Source organism: Falsihalocynthiibacter sp. SS001 (assembly GCF_042445055.1).
Classification (GTDB): domain Bacteria; phylum Pseudomonadota; class Alphaproteobacteria; order Rhodobacterales; family Rhodobacteraceae; genus Falsihalocynthiibacter.
In genome coordinates this window covers 41,323-58,605 of the sequence record NZ_CP170341.1, presented here as the reverse complement: position 1 = coordinate 58,605, position 17,283 = coordinate 41,323, and the positions used below count along the sequence as shown (strand labels likewise).

Here is a 17,283-nt window from a genome sequence, read left to right as displayed (position 1 = left end):
GACTGCCAGCACAGAATAAACAAAGGCACTCATACTAGCTTCTCCAAAAATTTTGGATTTCCGAGGGTAGCAACTAATAAAAATACCCTCAGGAGTAGCTCTCTGAAAAGTTTAGCAACTTGTTAATTTTCTGAAACCATAGTTCCTATTTCAGGGTGTAATCCTTTCAGAACTGTCTAAAATTAGTGCACCCCTAAATTATACCGCGAAACCAGAAATCGAAGATTCAACTGACGAGAGAATTATTGAATTTTTCGACAACAGCTGTGCGGGCAAGCCGCGTGGTACATAGAATCATCTGTGCTGTTTTTTTGTCGTGTGCAGGGCCCGAATGAGCGTTTGTAACATGGCGCATTGGCAGTATGGTAAAACAAGTGAAGGCGGAGATTTAGCAACCAAGAGTATTCCTATGACCACGCATGATCGCCAGAATTCGTACCGGATCGGAAGTGACGATGGGGTGGCCCAACTCGCGGAACTGGGGGCGGCGATCTGGCGCGGCAAATGGTTTGTCGCCTTCTGTGCTCTAGTCGCTGTTGTGATGGTCGGACTCTTTGTGACCTATTTTGTGACACCTATCTTCAAATCCGATGCGATCCTCGTTCTGGAAACCCGCGAGGAACAGGTGGTCGATCTTGAAGGCGTCATCAGCGGCCTCTCATCCGATAGCTCCACCGTGCAAACAGAGGTCGAAGTGCTGCGCAGCCGTGGTTTGGCACAGAAGGTTGTAGAGCAACTGGACCTCGTCAACGATCCTGAATTCAACCCCGCCTTGCGTGCTCCGTCATTCTCGGACCGCGCACAGGCAACGCTTGCGAACTACGTCCCGCTTATCCCCGCCCCCATAACGCCGAACTGGAGTGAGGCACAAACGCTGTCGATCGTCACCGCCGAACTTCTGGATAAAACAACTGTTCAGAACCTCGGCGACAGTCTGGTTTTTCGGCTCACCGTTTCCAGCATTTCTGCTGACAAGGCCGCACTTATCGCGAACACTTTTGGCGAGGCGTATATTCTTAACCAGCTTCAGGTGAAATACGACGCTACGCGTCAGGCCACCAAGTGGCTGACCGAACGCGTAGCCGAACTCAAGCTTGAGTTAGAGAAAAGCGAACAAGCAGTAAAAGCCTTTCAGGCCGACAGCGATCTGGTTGATGCCGACGCGCTCGCGCTCCTGAACCGCGATATGAAAGAGGCCCGAGCAAGCCTCGCCACGGCGCAATCTAATCTCGACACCGCGCTCACAACCCAGACCAAAATCGCCACGGAATCAGACCCTGCCGCCCTCGTCCAAGCCACCGGCGATCCAGAGCTTATCCGCCTGATGCCCCCCGCAGGTACCGCGATAACAAGCTCGCGCCGCGCCGCCATCAACGCGCGCGTTTCGCAGCTACAGGTCCGCGCGGGCCTCGAAGTTTCAAGCGCCACGAACCGCGTCGCAACCTTGACCGATTCAGTCGCAAAACTAGAACAGCAAATCACTCGCCAATCGGCGGATCTGATCACATTTGAGCAGCTTTCCCGCGAAACCGAAGCAAGCAGGCTGCTTTACGAATATTTCCTCAATCGGCTCAAGGAAACCTCCGCACAACAAGGCATTCAACAGGCCGACAGCCGCATCTTATCCGTCGCCGTCGCGCCCGTAAAACCTGCCCTGCCCCGCATTCCGCTCGCGCTGGCAACGGCCGCTCTTTTCGGTCTGCTCGTGGGTATCGCCGTGATATTGCACCGCGCCGCGCATGCGGGCCTCGGGTTCCGCACCGCCCAGGCGCTAGAAGATGAAACGGGCAAACCTGTGCTTGGTGAAATCCCGATGACGCGCATACGCAATCGCAAAGCCTTGTTCAAATATCTGCAAGACAATCCGGTTTCGGCCACGGCAGAAGCCCTGCGCAATTTGCGTACCTCCGTGGTCATGGCAAATGCCGACTCGCCCCCGCGCGTGATCGTTGTAAGCTCGGCCCTAAGCGGCGAAGGCAAAACCGCCGTCAGCCTTTCTTTGGCGCTCAAGCTTGCCGATCTGGGTAAGAAAGTTCTGTTGATTGAGGCAGACACCCGCATGGGCACGATGCAGGAATACTTCAACACCAAACACAAAGGCGCAGGCCTGACCGAGGCGCTGCAAGGCAACGCCAACTGGCGTGACTCCATAATCTCAGAGATCGCCCCCGGCGTTGATGCACTCACCAAAGGCCGCGCGAGCAAAAATGCGCCCGATCTGTTTTCAAGCGATACGTTTACCGACCTCACGAAGGACGCACTGACCAGCTATGATACCATCGTGTTCGACACCGCGCCCGTGCTCTTGGTGAGCGATGCGCGCATCATTGCGCGCGTAGCCGATGCGGTCTTGTTCGTCGTTCAGTGGGATCGCACCTCACGCCAACAGGTCCGCGACGGGATCAACAAATTCGAGAGCCTTGGCAACAAAGTCACCGGCCTTGTGCTCTCCAAAGTCGACGTGAGCGGCATGAAAAAATATGGTTATGGCAAGACCTATGGCGCTTACGCGGCCTATGGAACGAAGTACTTCAAGAACTGAACCGCGCTTCAAACGATTACTTCAAAGAGGTCAATCTCCCCTTCGCAAACCTGCGCTCCCGCCAAACGTCCCGTTGCATAGGCCCCCGTGTCGATTGCAACCCTACCGCCATATTGGACAGGATAATCAACAATCGTGTGCCCATGAATGACCCACTGTTCATCGCCACGCGACCGAAGCGCAAAATCACGGTGCCCCCAAATCAGGTGATCGTCCGCTTGCTCTGTCATTGATACGCAAGGGTCTGCGCCCGCATGGACGACATGCATATTGCCGCTGTTCCATGACCGAGGACGCGCCGCCAGCCACGCCACAAGTGCCGGCCCCATCGACGCGCGCAAGGCATCGCGCGCCTCGATTATCACATCCAAAGAGCGCACCGAACCAGATATCGAAACGCCAAAACTCGCCAATGTCTGTAGGCCCCCAAATCGGAACCAATCGGCCCCGACGGTTTCGGGGCTATCCAGAAACGCCAAAAGCAACGCCTCGTGGTTTCCCATCAACGCCGTAAATTGATCTGGGCTCTGTTCCGTCAGCGCATGAACACGCCGCAAGACCGCCGCGCTCTGCGGTCCGCGATCCACCATATCCCCCACGAAAACCGTGTGGTAATCCAGAAGCGGCGCAATCCGCGCCAGCATTCCCTCAAGCAGATCCGCGCGCCCATGAATATCCCCCACCGCGCAAAACGGTGCGTTGGGCATGATCGGCGCAAAGGGCTGGTTTTCATCCAAATTGGGTCGCTTAAATCGTGACCTGAGAAATTGATATGGCCTCAGAACACTCATCCCATCACCCGCGCATTGACCGCGTGAAGTAATCCGTCAGTGGTTTCGTCAGGTATTCCAGCGGCGTGCGCTCGTTGGTTTTGATGAACACTTCGACTGGCATGCCGGGGATCAGCTTGTTCTCGCCCAGCTTCTCTAACTCGCCCTCGGCAGGCAAAACCTCAACCAGATAATACGTCTGGCCCGTCGCCTCATCCATGAAGGCATCCGCAGAAAGATCCACAACTGATCCGCGCAATTCGGGCGTCGTGCGGCTTTCAAACGCGGTAAAGCGCAGGCCGGCGGGCTGCCCGCGAAACACCTGATCGACGTTGATCGGATCAACGCGCGCCTCAATCACCATCGGCTGATCCTGCGGCACCACATACATCATCGGTGCGCCCGCCTGCACGACCGATTGCAGCGCAAACACCTCCGAACCATAGATCACCCCGCCGACGGGCGCACGCACACTCAACCGCGACAAACGCTCCTCCAGCCCCAGCATACGTTCGGTCAGTTCGATCTCGCGGAACTCAAGGTCGCGCAACTCTGTGATGGCTTCTTCGCGGCGTGTGGTCTTGAGCTTGATCAACTCAATGTTGACCTCGGCCACCGACCCGCGCAACTGCGCAAGCGAGGCGTTAAACTCTCCGATTTCGCCCAGCATCCGGGCCTCTTCGTGACGCAACCCCGAAACACGGCTGGCTTGGGTCAATCCCCGCTCAAGCAGACTGGTCTGGTCGCGCAGTTCATCGGCAACCAACACCTGCCGCACCTTCATTGCTTCAAGCTGCGACGAAATCCCGTCGATCTCGTGCTCATACTGCTTGCGGCGTTCAACAAGCTGCTCTGCTTCGCGCTCAACCGACACGCTCCGCGCCTCAAACAGGCGTTGCTGACCCTCCATTACGTTCTTGACGTCCGCCGCACCCGAAGAGGTCAGCCAGTCAGGGAATTCCACAACCTCCGCGTCGTCCCGCTCGGCAATCAAGCGCGCCTTGCGGGCGCCTATGTCGTTCAACTGCCCGCGAATAATCGAGCGCTCGGATTCAAACAATGTCGCGTCAAGCTGCACCAGCAACTCGCCCGCCTCGACCACATCGCCGTTGCGCACCGCTATCGCACCGACAACGCCACCGTCGGGATGCTGTATCACCTGCCGCTTGGTTTCCACATCAACGCGCCCCGTCGAAATCACCGCACCCGCCAGCCGCGCCGTCACACTCCAATAGCCAAGCCCACCGACCAAAATCACAAGCGCAAGCGTCCCCACAAAGATCGGCAAACGCGCGCGCCACGGCGGCGGCGGAGGTGTGGGCATCATCATGACGCTACCTCCACAGGCTTAACTGTTTCCTTAAGGCTCTGCGCGTTTTTCATCGTCTTGCGCAGAATCTCGTCGCGCGGTCCGGCATCCACAATCGCGCCCTTCTCGATCACAATCAGATCATCGCACTCGGAAATCGCCATCGGCCGATGCGTCATGATAATCACAGATTTGCCCTGTGCCTTGAACTCCCGCACCGCGCGGTTCAGCGCATTTGACCCCTCAATATCCAGTGCCGAGTTCGGCTCGTCCAGCACAAGCAAAACAGGCGATCCAAACAACGCCCGAGCAAGCGCAATCCGCTGGCGCTGCCCACCCGAGAGCTGGTTCTCGTTCCCGTCAACAAAGGTATTATACCCATCCGGAAGCTGAATAATCATCTCATGAGCGTTGGCCTGCTTGGCGGCCTCAACCACGCGATCATCGTCGGGCTGCACCGCCATCCGCGCGATGTTTTCGGCAATCGTTCCGGGCAATAACGCAACCTGCTGCGGCAGATATCCGATATATTCGCCAAGCTTCTCAGGGTCGTAATGCTTCAACTCGACCCCGCCCAAACGGACCTCGCCCGCGGCGGGTTCCCACAACCCCATAATCGCCTTAGCCAAGGTTGATTTCCCCGAACCACTCTTGCCAATCAACCCGACGGCCGTGCCCGCGCGCACTTGAAACGTGACGCCCTTAAGCGTCGCCAAACGGCCATTGGGCGGAATTAGGGTCACATTGCGCGCCGTCAATACGGACTCAGGCTCGGGCAGGTTCACATACCGCCCCGCGGGCGGAACCTCTGAAAGCAGCTCTCGCAAAGACACCCACGCAAGCCGCGCGCGCTGGATCATCGGCCACTGCCCCAAGGATTGCTCTATCGGCGCCAACGCACGTCCAAGCATGATCGAACCCGCGATCATCGCCCCCGCCGTCAACTCTCCGCGCAACACAAGATAAGCGCCCAACGCCAACATCGCCGACTGCAAAAACAATCGAAACGATTTCGTGATCGCCGTGAAGCTCCCCGTCCAGTCACTAGACGATATCTTCTCATGCAGCGCCTCATTCCGACGCATCAACCAACGCTCGGTAACGGCCCCGCGCATCCCCTGCGCCTGAACAACCTCATGGGAAATCTGCGCCTGTTCGGCAAAGGACTGCGCTCCCTGCGACGCGCCGTGCGCGCGCGCAACCTTCTTGTGCGTCAGAATCTGGTTCACAATCGCCAGCACCGCCAAAGTCACGGCCCCCGCGAACGCAAGCCACCCCAACATCGGGTGGAATACGAAAATCACAGCGATGAAGAGCGGCGACCACGGAATATCCATCAGCGCCAAAAACACAGGCGAGCCAAACACAGCCTGAATCGCCTCAATATCCCTTAGGCCGGTGATCTCCTGCGCGCGCCGCTTTCCCGATAGTGCGAGCGTCGCGCCAAATATCCGCCGATCCAATAGCGCCTGAAACCGCGCCCCAAATCGCGCCACGATCCGCCCGCGTGCAAAATCCAGCATCGCCATCAGCGCATACAGGAACCCCACAAGCGCAAAGAGCGCAATCAACGTCTCTTCAGAGCCCGATCCAAGCACTCGATCATACACCTGAAGCATAAAAAGCGGGCCGGTCAGCATCAACAAATTCACAAAAATACTGAAGATAAAACTGATCCAAATAAAGCTCAGCCCCGCGTTGCGCGCCTTGCTTAATTCATCAACCTGAGAGTCTTCGAGTGCGGCCAAGACCGATTCCGTTTCCGCCGACCCTAAAAATATTCGTTCGGCTATATAATAGTTAATAAATAAACTCGTGCTCGGATAACGCTGCAGAAAAGTCTTAATCAAATCAAGATTCTTCGGATACTTGCGAGGAATATCAGGCCAGTTTCTACCCTAGGTGGCAAAACCATATCGCTACGCATCTTTAGGGTGGCTAACTGGGAAACAATTCATCCTATTTCCCGGTATTGTCACCCCGAGATGGTAAATCCGGCGTACTGATTCTCTTATTCCGTGCTAGGTTTCGCATATGACGGGATCCTCTCTCACCACTGGTCAAGCCATGGCGGACACCGCGCAACCGCCCGCCCATGCGATCCACGACCGCCAGATGCGCGACGCGATCCTTGTGTTTATCGGCAATATCGCGATCTGTTTGGTGTTCTTCGCCCCCGAGGTTCAGGGCATAGGCGATACACTGCGTGGCTGGGATCAATTCAACCGACTCTTCGCCGAAGGAACCACCTTTTTCGGTCCCCACAACCAGATCGCCCTGCGCATTGTCATGGCCAGCATGAGTACGCTCCTCCTCGTCGCGCTCTATCTCTTGGGGCTGATTGAGCGGCGCGTCGTCATCACCTACCTCGCCCTGCCCTTCTCGGCCTATCTGGCCACAAAAATACGCGTAGAGTTCCTATTCTTCCCACTCGCCCTTATCTCAACCCGTTTGGGCTGGAAACGAGAAGTCGCGGTCCTTCTGGCCATTCTGGGTATGTCGTTCCTGCTGGATGAAAACAACGGCGTCATTTTGGTGTTCTATCGCCTCGCCGTGATCGTGTTTCGTGCCATCCCGATGCGCAGCATTTTGGTTTTTCTCGCAATCGGCGCGATCGTGGTTTTGGATAACAATATCAAGCTTCTGTATCCGATATTTCCAAGCCTCGCGGTCTACAATTGGACCCGCGACATCGTAAATCCCGAGTTCAGCCATTTTGAAACCGCGATTGTGTTTCTGTCGTCGATGACCATGTCCCTGCAACCGCCGCTCGATTACATGTTCGGCTTTACCTACACCTGTTTTCTCTTGTTCGCGACGTTCGGGCGCAGGCTCCTGAGCGCGCGTTTCTACGCACGCATCCTAACAATTCCCGAGTTCCGCGCAGGGCTGCTCACCGTGATGTTTTTCACCGCCATCACCCATGCGTTTCAGAATGCACGGTACTATTTCTTCTACGTCCCGCTCATCGGCTCCGTCCATCCGGCGCAAACCAACAAGCTCTTAATCCTTGCGTCTTGGCCGATGATGTTCTTGCTGGTGATCTATTATCGCTTCTACCTCGGGCTCTGACGGCACGTCGATACGCTCAAAGGTCCGTGCGCACGCGCCACAACTCTGGAAAAAGCTCTGTGCCCAGCATCTTGGTCAAATAGGCCACACCCGCCGTGCCGCCTGTCCCGCGCTTGAACCCGATCACGCGCTCCACGGTCGTTACGTGGTTAAAACGCCAGCGGCGGAAATAATCCTCCAGATCAACCAGCTTCTCCGCCAATTCATAAAGCGACCAATGCGTTTGCGGCGCGCTGTAAACCTGCGCCCACATATCCTGAATTGCGCCGATTTCACTGTGCGGAACCTGTGAAGGAGCCGCGATGGCCTCCTGCGGAATTTCCATGCCCTTGCGCGCCGCCAACTGCAAAACAGCCTGATATAGACTCGGCTTTTTCAACTCTGCCTCAAGCAACGCAACCGCGCCCGCATCATGCGCGTGCGGCTTCAACATCTCAGTGTTGCGGTTGCCCAGCGTAAATTCAACCAACCGATACTGAAGCGACTGAAACCCAGAACTATGCCCAAGCGCCTCGCGAAACGTGGTGTAATCGCTTGGCGTCATCGTGCGCAGAACGTCCCACGCGCTGTTGAGTTGCTCCATAATCCGCGACACCCGCGCCAGCATCTTGAACGCCTCCTGAAGCCGATCCTCCGCAAGCGCATCCCGCGCCGAATTAAGCTCGTGCAACATGAGCTTCATCCACAACTCGGACGTCTGGTGCTGAATGATAAACAACAGCTCGTCCGGCGCCTCCGACAGCGGATGCTGCGCCGTGAGCAACTGATCCAACCCCAGATAATCCCCATATGACATGGATTTGGCGAAATCCGTTTTCGCGCCGTCTTTATTGCGTTCCGTCACTCGATATGTCCTTTTTGGGTGTCAGCCGTGGCAAAAAATTTTATAACTCATTGAAAATATTAATCTTTTTCAAAAAGTCGCGCCAGATATTGCATGGCCTCATCGACCATAACACTATCCACCCTGCCCCCCTTGATACGGATCAAATGGCCCTGCGTATCGCTCCCGCGTTGCAGGGTAATCCCCGTAGAAAGCTCAAGCGTATGCGAGTCATCCCATCCTGATTTCCGTTTTGGGCGGCCACCCTTGGGACTCGGAAGCGCCTCTTTTTCGAACTGTTTCACGACCTCCTCAAGAAGGATCCATTCCTCCTCTGGCGTCTTGCATTCGTCTCTATCCTGCCCTTGGGCAAGGTTTTCCCGAATCCGCGACTCGGCCCCTGCCCTAAGCACCGCCGCCACCCGAAGCCCGTCTTTCTCCTTGAGCATCTCGGGAAACAAAAGCATGTCCCCCAGCTCTTCAAAGATGAGCGCAAAGGATCGGATTTTGGAGCGCTTGGCCTTGGACGCCGAACTGAACAGCGCATTCACCGCCGCCTCGGCGCTGGCAAAAACGCCCTGCTGGGCCGAGATAACCGCGATGCGTCCCCGCTCGAAATGGGACAGCGATGCGCGGATTTCGTTCTCCTCGACCATCGCCGTGATCGCGCCACCAAGCGCCTCTGGCTCGCGCACCAGCGCCTTGATCGTCGCGTATTTCTCCTGCTTGGTTAGGGCATAAAGGTCCCTCACCGCCTGAAGCCGTCGATACCCCGAAATCAGGCCATAGGGCTTTTCGGCATCGTCCTGTGGATACACCTCAATCGGGAGCCGCAACCCATGCGCTCCGATCGAGAGTTTAAGCTCATCCATCTCCTCGGCATCAAGGATCATACGATCCCGCACCATCGCGTTCTCGGCGATGCGATCAAGCGGGATTTCCTCGATGATGCGCCCCTGCCCTTTAGCCTCGCGATGGGCTGCGGCCTCGGTCTTGTCGCGCGCGATTTCGGCACGGTTCTCGGCGTCCATCGCCGTATGCGCCCGCGCCGACTCAGCAGCAACTTGTGAAATTGGTGCTACACCTGCGTTCGGTCTGTTAAGGGTTTCGCGACGAAACTCTGCTTCGATTTTGCTCAACTCGTCCGCGCTCGGCGCAGTTACTTTGCGTCTTTTAGCCATGATCCGCCTCCTGCTTCGCCATCTGCTCGTCCCGCCACCAAGCGGCCAGAATGATCTCTTTTACCTCGGCCCAAGTCCGGTCAAAGGTCTCTCGACCACGGACATAGGTATCCCGATTGAACTCCCGATAGTCGGCCTCATAGATGCCATTCACCTGCTCGCCAGCCTGCCCGACCATCGCGGTCATGTCCTGCCTGAAGGTCGTCATGAAGTCCCCGAAATAGGCCTGAATGACGTTCGCCAAATCGGTCTGCTGGGCGGCATCAAATCGGGTGATGAGGGTGCGGACGGCGTCCCATTCGAACTTCACATCCTCCAACCCATGCTTGCGCCGCTGGCTGTTCTCGCCGTCCTCGATGCTGGCAAAAGTCGAGTAGAGCATATCGAAAAAGCGCCCCGTGGAATCGAACTCAAGGAACGACGCACCAAGCGGCACCAAAAGGATGTCGGCGGCGGCCAAGGCGTTGATTGTCAGGTACCCGAGGGCAGGGGGCGTATCGAGCAGTATGATGTCGTAGTCGTCCAGAATCCCGCCATCGTCCAGCCCATTCATCAGGGCATCCCACAGCGGCCAGGAGCGCGACTGCATCCGCCAGACGGGGACCTGAAACTCGGCCCAGTAGAGGTTGAGCTGCGCGCCGATCAGGTCGATATTCGGCCAATGCGTGCTTTGAATGAGGTTTCGCGGCGAAACCTGAAGCGCTTCGGTCAGGGTTTCGTCGAGGGGGATTTCGGGCTGCCCACCTGCTTGGCGGACCTTGTTTTCCTCTTCGAGGTGGCGGGCGTAGTCGCGGGCCATGATGGGGAAGGCGGTACTCCATTCGTCGGGAACTTCGCCACCCATGATGGAGGTCATCGACCCTTGGCTATCGAGATCGACGACAAGCACCTTGTAGCCGTCGAGGGCCGCGCTCATGGCGAGGTGGGCGCAGGTTGAGGTCTTGCCGACGCCGCCCTTGAAGTTTGCCACGGCGATGATCTTGGCGGGGAGGCCCTTGGGGCGATAGGGGAGGTACTCGCGGTTGGCGGCACCCTCGGCGGCGAAGTGTCCCCGCAGGGCCATCACATCGCTGAGGGAGAACCACTTGGAGTTGCCTTCGCCGATGCCTTGGGGGAGGTCCGGATGGGCCTTGAGGACGCGACGAAAATGGGCAGGGGCGACGGGGATGAGGTACTTGCAGACTTCCCATGTCGAGAATTTCCGAAGCCGCTTTTTGCCGTCGGGCGCATAGCCGCTCTTGGCCAGCTCGTCCCGACCCTTGGAGGCAAAGGCGGCCGCTTTGGCGAATCGGGCGGTATCTATAGGCTGGGAAAGGCGCTCCTCTGCTTGGGCGGGGTCGATGCCGAAATAGGGGGGTAAGGTGGGCTTGCCAGAAGATATCATCTATAAACACCGATGTTAGCGAAAATGTGGTTCTTGGGGATTTTTATCTCACATGAAACGCCACAAGGGAATCATTCTTTCAAAATCTATCCGAAAAAGAACAACAACAGGCCGCTTTGTTTTAAGTATATATAGAATCTTTAAGGACTTTGCGGAAATAAATCGACCTATTATCAATTGGTTAGGTTGGTTTGGGTGCCTCGTTACAGGGTGAAAGGGACCCGCTTACAGGACGAAGGTTGCTAGAATACGGGATCAAAGGCACCGATTCGCGGTTTTAGGGTCTATTTCGCGCCTTAGAGCCACATTCTCCGAATCGGAGCGCGTCGTTGCGCCAGCCCGTCCCGCAGATTGGTACCTTTGCGAACGCATAGTTAAGAAGATATTAGCCAAATGGACCCATATACGGGATGGCCCTAAACGGGGTTATGGTATCCAAGGAGAGATTGTTTATGGGTTCCTTTTGGGGTAAGCTGAGCGAAAGTATCCACAGAGATATAGCACCTTGGCGCACCGCGCCGATAGAGCAGACAGTTAGAACAGGCAGAGCACATTGGGCGAGATGCAAGATATTCCCAAGGACAAGCTTACGGGCGCGTTAAAGCGCGGCGCCGTGAAAAAGCACGTAGCGGCGATTCATGTTTCGGGGAAATTGACGCTGCTTCAGCGCAAACTCTCGAACGTTTTATTGCTCAATGCCTATGACACGCTCACGCAGCAGCCGAGCTTTCAGATGGATGCGCGCACGCTTTGCATGATGGTGGGCTATAACTCCAACGATTTTGATACGCTCAAGCAATCGCTGCGCGGGCTGGCGGAAACCGTGGCCGAGTGGGATATGCTGGATGCGTCGGGTAATCAGGAGTGGGGTGTTTCGAGCCTTTTGAGCTATGCCAAGCTTAAGGATGGGGTGTGCGAGTATGCCTATTCGCCCGCGCTTGCGGAGAAACTCTCGGATCCTAAGGTTTTTGCGCTTATCAATCTGAATATTCAGCGTAAATTCACCAGTGGTCATGCGCTCGCGCTTTATGAGAATTGTTATCGTTTCCATCGGACGGGCAGCACCGGCTGGTGGTCGCTTGAGACATTCCGCCGTCTGATGGGGGTTGCGGATAGCGAATATTACGAGAGCTACAAGCACCTGAACGCCAAGATCATCAAGCCCGCCGTTTCCGAGATTAACCGCAACAGCAACATTATTGTTGAGCCGGAAGTGCGCAAGCGCGGCAGGGCGGTGAGCGATATTCGGTTTACCATTCAGAAGAACCCACAGCTCTCGATTTTGGATCTGGATGATGGTGAGGGATTGCGGCGCGCGCCTGTTTATGACCGTCTGAGGGCGATGGGGATCAGTGATCGTTTGGCGCGGCAATGGTTGACCGAACATGGCGAGGCCACCGTCCAGAGCAAGCTGGATTATGTGGCGGGGCAGGGCGGTGTGAAAAGCCCGGAGCGGTACCTCGCGGCGGCGCTGCGCGATGATTATCAGGCCGCGCCAAAGGAAAAATCCGCAGCGCCCAAGGCGGAAATGTCGGCCAAGGTCGCCCTTCGGGCAGGTAAGTTAGGCCGCGTTAGAGACTATTCCGCCGCGCGCACCCCCACCCAAAGGGACGCGGACAAGCGCCTGTTCTATGCAAGTTTGACCGACACCGCCAAGCGGCAGGATTTCGAGCGCCACGGCTGGATGTCGGCGCAAAACGCCAAGGCGATCTTTGCGTTCTGGGAAGATCTGTATCCCGAGATATTTGAGGGATTGGACGGCTAGGCGCGCTTTGCAGTGATGCGTTCGCGGTGGAGGGTGTAGATGCCTGTTGCGACGATGATGAGTGCGCCGACCCATGTCCATAGATCGGGGAGTTGGTTGAACACCAGCCAGCCATAGAACGTACCCCAGATCAGCAAGCTATAGTGCACGGGTGCGAGGACGACGGCTTGGGCCAGTTCCAGCGATTTGATCACCAGAATTTCCGCAAGTCCGGCGAGGACGGCCATGCTTGCGAGGAGGAAGACCTCTTGGCCCCATTCGGGTGTTTTCCAGACGAACGGGAGCGGTAGCGAGAGCAGGGCGGTTGCGGTGATTGCCGTATAGGCGACCGTTGTGATTGTGCGGTCCGAGCCGCTTAGGCTGCGCGAGAGTATTTGGCGCAGCGCAAAGAAGAACGCCGCCACCAAAACAAGTGCTGCTGCGGGGTGCACCGTTCCCATGCCGGGGCGCAGGACGATGAGCGTGCCGATGAAGCCGATTGTGACCGCGATCCAGCGCCGTATGCCGACGGGTTCGCGCAGAATGAGGGCGCCCATGACTGTAACGATAAAGGGGGCGACGAAACTAATGGCGACGGCATCGGCCAAGGGCACAAAAGACACCGCAAAGATGAAGCACGTCGCCGAAGCAGCCGCCAGCGCGCCGCGCGCGATTTGGAGGTAGGGGTGTTGTGTGCGCAGGATTTCAAAGCCGCGAAAGAACAGCACGAACACTACCCCGAGCAAGAGCCCAAGCTGTCGAGACCATGCGATTTGAACGGGGTGGATGCTATCGGTCAGGAATTTCGCGTGGGTATCTACCGCAGCAAACAAAAACATCCCGCCCGCCATACAGGCAATCCCGCGCAAACTATCGGAGCGAAGATGAGCAGGGCGCGAAACGGCGGCGGAAGTTGGAATCGGTGCGATATCGGTTCTCCGAGTATGAACGAGGTGCAAGCGTCGAGATAACCCGTCATTCGGAGCGCAAGAAATGAGGCGCTATCCAAGGCGGCGTCATGTGCAAACCGCAGTTTGCAACAGTCATTGACCATATTCATTTGGTGATGGCAAGCGCTGGCGGGCAGGGGTGTTAGGTGGTTTCGGCCTTTGCGGTGAACCATTCGACAACGGCCTGTGCTGTCGCGCTGCGCTTGTTGCTGCGCAACGTGAGCATATAGAAGTGTTGGTTGCCTGTGAGCGTATCAGGAATGACCTGTACCAAATGGTTTGCGGCAATGTCGCGTTGGGCGAGGAATTTGCTGACGAGGGCAACACCTTGGCCAGAAAGTGCTGCGTCCATTGTAAGCGCCGTTTGGTTTAGTCGCAGTCCATAGCCGCCGCGATCTTCTATGTTCAGTTTCTTGAGGTAAGCGGGCCAAAGATCGTGTGCGTCGTGTAGTTTCGGTAAGCGCGACAGAGTTTCCAGCGCAAGAGGAAGGTCGTGTTTGGCGATAAGGGATGGCGCGGCGACGGCGATGATCTCTTGTTGAAAAAGCCGCACCACATCTAGCGATGCGCCGAAGGGTGGTTGGCCCTGACGGATTGCCACGTCGATGCCGTCGCCGTGGAAGCTTGAAACCTTTTCCGTCGCGAGAATTTGCAGGTCGATTTGTGGATGCGCGGCCGAGAATTCGGACAGGTTCGGGATGAGCCATTTCGCCGCGAAGGTTGGTGTGACACTTACCAAGACCCTTTCTGGTTTGGGGCGAAGTGTGGCTGTGGCAGCGCGTAGTTCCTCAAATATGGTCGCGATACGTCCATGGTAACTTCTACCCGCAACTGTGAACGCCAAGCCCTTTGACATCCGTTCAAACAGTGGGAGTCCAAGATGGGCCTCAAGTTGGCGTACTTGTTGAGCGACGGCGCCTTGGGTCACGCCCAGTTCGTCAGCGGCAGATCGAAAGTTCAGGTGGCGGCCCGCAGCATCAAATGCGCGTAATCCGTTGAGCGGCGGAAGTTGTGTCATTTGGTAATAGTATTCCTACTGTCATGGAACATCAATTCTTGCGCGAAAGACACCGAAATACGCTGTATATTTGTCGCTAGAACATGATGGAGAGTAATATGTCTGTAGAAAAAGTAGCACTTATTACAGCGGGCGGAAGCGGAATGGGAGCTGATGCGGCCCGAAGGTTGGCCGCAGATGGCTTTCGGGTTGGTATCTTGTCGTCCTCTGGTAAGGGCGAAGCGCTTGGCGAAGAGTTGGGCGGTTTTGGCGTGACGGGGTCGAACCTTTCGCAGAGTGATCTCGCCGCATTGGTGAAGGGAGCGACGGATCGTTGGGGGCGCGTTGATGTGCTTGTGAATTCTGCGGGGCATGGGCCGAAGGGGCCAGTGCTCGATATCTCGGATGATGATTGGCACATGGGGATGGAGGTCTATTTGATGAACGTCATTCGCCCCACGCGGTTGGTGATGCCGTTGATGCAAGCGCAGGGAGGCGGAGCGATTATCAATATCTCGACCTTTGCCGCGTTTGAGCCAGACCCGCTTTTCCCGACGTCTGGAGTATTTAGGGCAGGGCTTGCGGCCTTCGCAAAGCTCTGTGCGGATAAATACGCGGGCGATAATGTCCGGGTGAACAATATCCTTCCCGGCTTTATCGACAGCCTGCCCGAAACAGAGGACCGCCGCGTGCGGATACCAATGGGGCGGTACGGCAAAGCAGACGAGGTGTCGTCGCTGGTATCATGGCTGGCCTCGGAGGGGGGCGCGTATATGACGGGCCAGAACCTGAGAATTGATGGTGGGTTGACCCGCGCAGTTTGAACTTGTGACGGCGGCGCAACAACGGGCACCGCCGTATTCGACTTTGTGGATGCCTATTGTGCTGCGTGATCTTTGTTCCATTCTGGGAGCGGAAAGAGCGCGTCATAGGCCCAGTTAAACCCAAACGCATAGACCAGATAAAAGCCTGCGAGGGACGCATCCATCAGAAATGCCTGCCAGAGTGTCACCCCGAGGTACCACGCGATGAAGGGCATAAGGATCATTAACAAACCTGCCTCAAAGAGGACTGCGTGAAGTATGCGGATGGCCCCCGATTTCTGGGTGGTTTCCGTGGTGCGTTTGAGGGCCAGATCAAAGGCGAAATTGTAGACGAGGTTCCAAAGCGTGGCGAGTGTGGCGCTGACGATGCCAACGACACCAAAATGCGCCATGGGAACGTGGAACAGGATTGAACCAAGCGGAACAACCATGAGCAGGGCGATGATTTCAAAGCTAACGGCGTGACGAAGACGATCAAGTGGGGAGCGCATAACGGCCTCCTATGATTGTCGGGTCGTCCCGACGACTATCCAAAACGGGGAGGTCGTCCTCTCGTGGGGATATTTGGCACTGGTGGCGGCGAAGATCAAGAGGAGCCGTCCACCGCCAGCTATCGCATCCTATCGCCGTTCACATCAAAGATGAGCGTTTCGGCGGGGTTGAATTGTGCGTCTAGTTGGTCGCCTGCGCTGTGTTGGCGTTGTCCGCCAAGCGCGACGGTTAGGATGTCGGAGTTTCCTTGTCGGGCGTAGGCGTAGTTCTCTCCGCCGAGGTTTTCGATGAGTTCGATTGTCAGGGAAAGCGTTGCATCGCCACCCGTTTTGAAGTGTTCGGGGCGAATGCCCAGAACGACTTGGGTGCCTTCCGCGATGGCGTGGTTTAGCAGCGGGAGCGGGACGCGCTGGCCCGAGAAATCGGTGAGCGAAAGCATCCCGTCCTGAACCTCGGCGTTTACGAAGTTCATCTTCGGCGAGCCGATGAAGCCCGCGACGAATTGGTTTACGGGGTCGTCGTATAGCTCTAGCGGTTTGCCGACCTGTTCGATGCGGCCATCGCGCAGGACGACGATTTTGTCGGCGAGTGTCATCGCTTCTACCTGATCGTGCGTGACGTAGATGATCGTGGTTTTCAGCTCTCGGTGTAGGCGCGCGATTTCCAGACGCATCTGGACGCGCAACTCGGCGTCAAGGTTTGAGAGGGGTTCGTCGAATAGGAAAACTTCGGGGTGGCGAACGATGGCACGGCCAATCGCCACGCGCTGGCGCTGTCCGCCAGAGAGATCCTTGGGGCGTCGATCAAGGAGCGGTTCTAGGCCCAGAATGCGGGCGGCGTCGTTGACTTGTTCTTTGATCGCATCCTTTTTCACACCTGCGTATTTGAGCGCAAATCCCATGTTCTCGGCCACGGTCATGTGGGGGTAGAGCGCGTAGGATTGAAATACCATTGCGATCCCGCGCTTGGAGGCGTCGATGTCATTCGAGAGTCGATCCCCGATATAGAGTTCGCCGCCGGTGATTTCCTCAAGGCCCGCGATCATGCGCAGCATTGTGGATTTGCCACAGCCCGAAGGGCCGACAAAGACAACGAATTCCTCGGGCTGGATATCGAGATCGACGCCCTTGATAACATCAAATGCACCATAAGATTTCTTGAGGTTCTTAAGTACGACGCTGCTCATGTTGTTATC

Annotated in this window: 14 protein-coding genes; 4 read left to right on the top strand and 10 right to left on the bottom strand. The window is 56.6% G+C overall.

Annotated features, from left to right (window positions below; genetic code table 11):
* Positions 1-409: 409 nt before the first annotated feature.
* Entirely contained in the window at positions 410-2,542 is a 2,133-nt protein-coding gene (locus tag ACFE33_RS15745) for a polysaccharide biosynthesis tyrosine autokinase (protein ID WP_380058924.1), read from the top strand.
* A gap of 8 nt (positions 2,543-2,550) precedes the next feature.
* Here the strand turns inward: ACFE33_RS15745 and ACFE33_RS15740 are convergent, their stop codons facing one another.
* The 3 genes from ACFE33_RS15740 to ACFE33_RS15730 are packed head-to-tail and all read right to left on the bottom strand — an operon-like array spanning position 2,551 to position 6,369.
* Complete coding sequence (locus tag ACFE33_RS15740; RefSeq protein ID WP_380058922.1) at positions 2,551-3,279, bottom strand: metallophosphoesterase; 729 nt, start codon at positions 3,277-3,279, stop codon at positions 2,551-2,553.
* A gap of 58 nt (positions 3,280-3,337) precedes the next feature.
* The gene (locus tag ACFE33_RS15735) at positions 3,338-4,642 is read right to left on the bottom strand and encodes an HlyD family type I secretion periplasmic adaptor subunit (protein ID WP_380058920.1); all 1,305 of its coding nucleotides are present in this window, start codon (positions 4,640-4,642) and stop codon (positions 3,338-3,340) included.
* Positions 4,639-6,369: a type I secretion system permease/ATPase gene (locus ACFE33_RS15730; RefSeq protein WP_380058918.1), complete on the bottom strand. Its 1,731-nt coding sequence runs from the start codon at positions 6,367-6,369 to the stop codon at positions 4,639-4,641. Before ACFE33_RS15730 ends, ACFE33_RS15735 begins: the two co-directional genes overlap by 4 nt.
* Positions 6,370-6,655: 286 nt before the next feature.
* On the opposite strand from ACFE33_RS15730, the gene ACFE33_RS15725 reads away from it, so the two are divergent.
* On the top strand, positions 6,656-7,693 hold the full coding sequence (locus ACFE33_RS15725) for a hypothetical protein (RefSeq protein WP_380058916.1): 1,038 nt from the start codon (positions 6,656-6,658) through the stop codon (positions 7,691-7,693).
* Between the two features lie 16 nt (positions 7,694-7,709).
* Here ACFE33_RS15725 and kynA read toward each other — a convergent pair whose 3' ends face one another.
* From kynA to ACFE33_RS15710, 3 genes are all read right to left on the bottom strand, one after another.
* The gene (gene kynA, locus ACFE33_RS15720; protein WP_380058975.1) at positions 7,710-8,489 is read right to left on the bottom strand and encodes a tryptophan 2,3-dioxygenase; all 780 of its coding nucleotides are present in this window, start codon (positions 8,487-8,489) and stop codon (positions 7,710-7,712) included.
* A gap of 107 nt (positions 8,490-8,596) precedes the next feature.
* Entirely contained in the window at positions 8,597-9,697 is a 1,101-nt protein-coding gene (locus ACFE33_RS15715) for a ParB/RepB/Spo0J family partition protein (protein ID WP_380058915.1), read from the bottom strand.
* Entirely contained in the window at positions 9,690-11,081 is a 1,392-nt protein-coding gene (locus tag ACFE33_RS15710; protein ID WP_380058913.1) for an AAA family ATPase, read from the bottom strand. The genes ACFE33_RS15715 and ACFE33_RS15710 overlap by 8 nt, the downstream gene beginning before the upstream one ends.
* A gap of 562 nt (positions 11,082-11,643) precedes the next feature.
* On the opposite strand from ACFE33_RS15710, the gene ACFE33_RS15705 reads away from it, so the two are divergent.
* On the top strand, positions 11,644-12,846 hold the full coding sequence (locus ACFE33_RS15705) for a replication initiation protein (protein ID WP_380058973.1): 1,203 nt from the start codon (positions 11,644-11,646) through the stop codon (positions 12,844-12,846).
* Here ACFE33_RS15705 and ACFE33_RS15700 read toward each other — a convergent pair.
* Positions 12,843-13,694 (bottom strand): DMT family transporter, encoded by an 852-nt coding sequence (locus tag ACFE33_RS15700; protein ID WP_380058972.1) that lies wholly within the window; start codon positions 13,692-13,694, stop codon positions 12,843-12,845. The genes ACFE33_RS15705 and ACFE33_RS15700 overlap by 4 nt on opposite strands.
* A gap of 223 nt (positions 13,695-13,917) precedes the next feature.
* A complete protein-coding gene (locus ACFE33_RS15695; RefSeq protein WP_380058911.1) occupies positions 13,918-14,793 on the bottom strand; it encodes a LysR substrate-binding domain-containing protein in 876 nt (291 codons plus the stop codon).
* A 98-nt stretch (positions 14,794-14,891) separates the two neighbouring features.
* Here ACFE33_RS15695 and ACFE33_RS15690 point away from each other — a divergent pair, with 98 nt between their 5' ends.
* Positions 14,892-15,596, top strand: coding sequence for an SDR family oxidoreductase (locus ACFE33_RS15690; RefSeq protein ID WP_380058909.1), 705 nt, complete (start codon positions 14,892-14,894; stop codon positions 15,594-15,596).
* A gap of 53 nt (positions 15,597-15,649) precedes the next feature.
* Here ACFE33_RS15690 and ACFE33_RS15685 read toward each other — a convergent pair whose 3' ends face one another.
* Both ACFE33_RS15685 and ACFE33_RS15680 read right to left on the bottom strand, forming a co-directional pair.
* Entirely contained in the window at positions 15,650-16,087 is a 438-nt protein-coding gene (locus ACFE33_RS15685) for a PACE efflux transporter (RefSeq protein ID WP_380058907.1), read from the bottom strand.
* Positions 16,088-16,206: 119 nt separating this feature from the next.
* On the bottom strand, positions 16,207-17,274 hold the full coding sequence (locus ACFE33_RS15680) for an ABC transporter ATP-binding protein (RefSeq protein WP_380058905.1): 1,068 nt from the start codon (positions 17,272-17,274) through the stop codon (positions 16,207-16,209).
* Positions 17,275-17,283: the final 9 nt, after the last annotated feature.

Excerpts from the sequence above, each read along its gene's own strand:
- ACFE33_RS15745 (WP_380058924.1), top strand. The coding sequence starts at position 410 with ATGACCACGCATGATCGCCAGAATTCGTACCGGATCGGAAGTGACGAT.
- ACFE33_RS15735 (WP_380058920.1), bottom strand. The coding sequence starts at position 4,642 with ATGATGATGCCCACACCTCCGCCGCCGCCGTGGCGCGCGCGTTTGCCG.
- ACFE33_RS15725 (WP_380058916.1), top strand. The coding sequence starts at position 6,656 with ATGACGGGATCCTCTCTCACCACTGGTCAAGCCATGGCGGACACCGCG.
- kynA (WP_380058975.1), bottom strand. The coding sequence starts at position 8,489 with ATGTCATATGGGGATTATCTGGGGTTGGATCAGTTGCTCACGGCGCAG.
- ACFE33_RS15715 (WP_380058915.1), bottom strand. The coding sequence starts at position 9,697 with ATGGCTAAAAGACGCAAAGTAACTGCGCCGAGCGCGGACGAGTTGAGC.
- ACFE33_RS15710 (WP_380058913.1), bottom strand. The coding sequence starts at position 11,081 with ATGATATCTTCTGGCAAGCCCACCTTACCCCCCTATTTCGGCATCGAC.
- ACFE33_RS15705 (WP_380058973.1), top strand. The coding sequence starts at position 11,644 with ATGCAAGATATTCCCAAGGACAAGCTTACGGGCGCGTTAAAGCGCGGC.
- ACFE33_RS15695 (WP_380058911.1), bottom strand. The coding sequence starts at position 14,793 with ATGACACAACTTCCGCCGCTCAACGGATTACGCGCATTTGATGCTGCG.
- ACFE33_RS15690 (WP_380058909.1), top strand. The coding sequence starts at position 14,892 with ATGTCTGTAGAAAAAGTAGCACTTATTACAGCGGGCGGAAGCGGAATG.
- ACFE33_RS15685 (WP_380058907.1), bottom strand. The coding sequence starts at position 16,087 with ATGCGCTCCCCACTTGATCGTCTTCGTCACGCCGTTAGCTTTGAAATC.
- ACFE33_RS15680 (WP_380058905.1), bottom strand. The coding sequence starts at position 17,274 with ATGAGCAGCGTCGTACTTAAGAACCTCAAGAAATCTTATGGTGCATTT.